The organism is Alteromonas sp. MmMcT2-2, assembly GCF_022348305.1.
In the GTDB taxonomy this organism is placed as follows: domain Bacteria; phylum Pseudomonadota; class Gammaproteobacteria; order Enterobacterales; family Alteromonadaceae; genus Alteromonas; species Alteromonas macleodii.
Genome location: NZ_JAKRFA010000099.1, coordinates 1 through 3,321, shown reverse-complemented (window position 1 = coordinate 3,321; position 3,321 = coordinate 1). Strand labels below are relative to the sequence as shown.

Genomic DNA, 3,321 nt, shown 5'->3' with positions numbered 1-3,321 from the left:
GCATCAGTGGAAAAAGACGATCCGCTGGCTTGATGAACTCACCGCTGAAGCTTGCATGAGCAAGATTACATGCTAAATTCGTGGGGATCCCTCAGTATTGAAATCCAATGTTTCAAAACATTGAGTTCGTGTTTGCATTCTTCAAATTTTTCAACTAATGAATCTTCAATAAATATCGCTTTAGCTTCGCAGTGATTAAGCGTAAAAACCAAATCAGAAGGACCTTGTAAATAATTTACAGGTACAACAACAACGCCTGCTTTCATGCAACCATAAATAACGAGAGCGAATTCAATTGAATTAGGACTGGCTAATGCAACTCTATCACCTTGTTTTATATTTAACGCTCTTAACATATGATCAACTTTATTTAGCGCTTTATTTAACGCTAAATGGGTATAGGCAAGCCGTTCATTGTTTCTGTATTCCACAATGGCATCAAGGTTCGGGGATGTTGCTGCTTTACGCCTAAAAACATCACCCATGGCAACTCTGTTAATTATATTTCTGGAAGTATCCATCAGTATTCCTCTATTTTTTAATTATGTTATAAACTTAAACTAATAAAGCGCTCTCACAATAGATGGTTTCTTTTGCAATCACTTGTTTAATACATTTTTTAATAAATTCAAAATCTGGTTTATTGTTCTCAGAGGTTTGCTTAAAAGCGTTTGAAAGCACATGCCAACTCTGTGCACTTTCAAGCATTTTATTTTCTAATTCTAAGGTTTTAATAGATTCTAGATGTTGACCCGCTTCAGCTAAGAATCGAGCATACATTTTTCTAAAACCACTGCCACCTGTACCTCTTTTTTCAATGGTTTGGTAGGCAAATCGACAGTTCCATTGCCAGTCATCAGATTCGGCCCAATTACTGAGATCATCGGTCAGGGAGTGCAAAGCAGAAAAGCCGCTTGCATGGTCAGTTGAGTTAAGCAACCTATGTGCATTTTCCTTAATAGCCAATTTGCATAGTGTTTGTAAATCTGTAGGTTTGGATAGATGATGCGGAGCATAAAAATCACCATTACATATAAAGGGGGGGATTTGTGATACCCGCGCTTTTCTCATATCAGAAAAAGGCACGCTTTCTAAGTTTTCTCTTTCGGTATCGGTTACATAAAAAATTTTATCGTTTTTATCGTAACCCCAAACCATAATTCCATGACCCGGAAAATGACTCGATGAATTAAAGTAATGTAAATAAAATATGTCACTAAGCAGTAGGGCAGGCCGGTTTTCGTCTATGGCACAAAGAAGTTGTTTCTCGCTTTCTTCTTCCGTACGGCCACTTAACCATGAAAAATCATCTACACCAATAGCATTGAAAAAGCGTTTTTCATATCCTAAAGAGCGTGTATGAAGCAGGCGAGTAGGGGATGAAGACGGTGTTTTTAAATAAGTAATGCCTAAGCCGCCGCCTATACCAAAACAGAAGTCTTCACTCCAATTGAAATGATGAAAACGAACCAAGTCTGCTATTGCAGTACTAGAACAATGATGTCCTGGAACATGTGTATGATTAATTAAAGTCACTTAATATCCTTGAATTTGCTTAAACGCATATCTATAAGATAAGCTTAATACTTTAACGATGTAGCCATCGTTAAAGTATTATTAGTAGTTTACGATCTAAGATTCGCTCTGGCTTTTTCCGATACGTAATAACCAAGCTAAACTTGGAATTAAGGTAAGCGCACCGATCATATTAAAAACAAACATAAAGGTTAATAATAAGCCCATATCGGATTGAAATTTGATTGGAGAGAAAGCCCATGTCGCTACACATATTGCTAAAGTTACGCCAGTAAAGCCTACTGCTTTACCTGTTTGGTTTAATGTATATAAATAAGACATATAGAGTGACTTTTTCATGGCAAGCCCTTCTTTTATTTTACTGAAAATATAGATGCCATAATCAACCCCAATCCCGACACCTAATGCAATTACAGGTAATGTTGCAACTTTAACGCCTATACCTACAAAGGCCATTAACGCTTGACTTAACACCGAAGTGACAATCAAAGGAACTATGATGCATACAACAACAGGCACCGATCTAAAGGTAATTAAACAAATAATAATAACAACGGAATAGACCCAAATAAGCATCTCATTTTTGTGCTTCTTCAATTACGATATTGGTTGATGCTTCAACACCTGCATTTCCAGCGGCAAGAAGAAATTTAATACCATCTTGAGGATATTGTTAATCTTATGTTTAACTTGTTACATAAGATGACGTAGGGCGTTGGTTTTAACTAGTGCTTTTTACGTCAAAATGTATTTGTTTTGTCATTTTTAATCATTTTATTGGGGTCTACATTTATTTGTGGAAGTAAAATATGGAAGAAAGTTATACGGTACTGAGCGGTTGGATGATCTCTATTAAGCGTGCAATGGAGTTATTTGATCTTGATTTTGATGAAGCATGTCAAAATTTTAAGATTGATAGCCGTGCTTTTAATAACCCAGAATCAAGAACTACAGCAAAAAATATAACTAAAATACTTAATTATACTAACGCTAAGTTGAATCGGCATGATTTCTCCATTTCTGTTGCCAATCAGTTTCATCCTAATATATTTCATGCTCTTGGTTATGCCATGGTCTCGTCTGAAAGCCTACAAGCTGCTCTCCAATGCTTAGCTAACTACAAAAGAGTACTATCAAATACATGTAAGCTCACGGCGTTAGAAAGGAATAGTCAATTATTGGTTCATATGAATTTGTTTTGCCATAAAAGTACAGCGAGCCCTGTATTATCTTATGTTGGAGTTGAACTTTTTATTCTCACTGTAATTAAATTTTCTAGGGAGTTAGCAGGAGCAAATATTGTACCTTTGAAAGTGTTGTTTTCTTTTCCCGAGCCTAATCATGATACTGATTATTTAAATGACTACTTTAAATGTGATGTTGTATTTAATGCAGAAAAAACAACTATTGTTTTTGATCTTGAACAAACTCAAAAGCAATTGATAACGACTAATTCATTAATAACTCAAATGCATGAAAAAATTCTTGAAGAGTTCATGTCTCGTATAGATAAAAATGATTTAAAACATGTTGTAAAGTCAAAGATATTTGATCTTTTACCTTTTGGTAGCCCTTCTCAGCAAGTGATCGCTGAATCTTTAGGTTTTAGTCTTCGAAATATGCAACGAAAGCTAAATGAGCAAGGTACAAACTATCAGAGTCTATTAGAGAAAACACGTAAAGAGTCCCGAATTCAACTGCGAAGTGCGACACTCGTCAATATCAAGCAGCCAATGCCATTTCTTTAAATACAATCGCTGGCTGCTTGAAGCCTAAACACTTTCT

At 35.6% G+C, this 3,321-nt stretch carries 3 protein-coding genes and 1 pseudogene; 1 reads left to right on the top strand and 3 read right to left on the bottom strand.

Annotated elements, in window-relative coordinates; genetic code table 11:
* Positions 1-65 precede the first annotated feature (65 nt).
* The 3 genes and pseudogenes from MHM99_RS20915 to MHM99_RS20905 form a co-directional block, all read right to left on the bottom strand.
* Positions 66-521: a class I adenylate-forming enzyme family protein gene (locus MHM99_RS20915; protein WP_187447989.1), complete on the bottom strand. Its 456-nt coding sequence runs from the start codon at positions 519-521 to the stop codon at positions 66-68.
* Positions 522-555: 34 nt separating this feature from the next.
* Positions 556-1,536 (bottom strand): BtrH N-terminal domain-containing protein, encoded by a 981-nt coding sequence (locus MHM99_RS21440; protein ID WP_187447988.1) that lies wholly within the window; start codon positions 1,534-1,536, stop codon positions 556-558.
* 96 nt (positions 1,537-1,632) lie between these two features.
* Positions 1,633-2,197, bottom strand: a pseudogene (locus tag MHM99_RS20905) (MMPL family transporter); the annotation flags it as partial.
* A gap of 148 nt (positions 2,198-2,345) precedes the next feature.
* Here MHM99_RS20905 and MHM99_RS20900 point away from each other — a divergent pair.
* Positions 2,346-3,284 carry an AraC family transcriptional regulator ligand-binding domain-containing protein gene (locus tag MHM99_RS20900; RefSeq protein WP_187447987.1) on the top strand — a complete coding sequence of 313 codons (939 nt, stop codon included), beginning with the start codon at positions 2,346-2,348 and terminating at the stop codon, positions 3,282-3,284.
* The last annotated feature ends 37 nt before the right edge of the window (positions 3,285-3,321 follow it).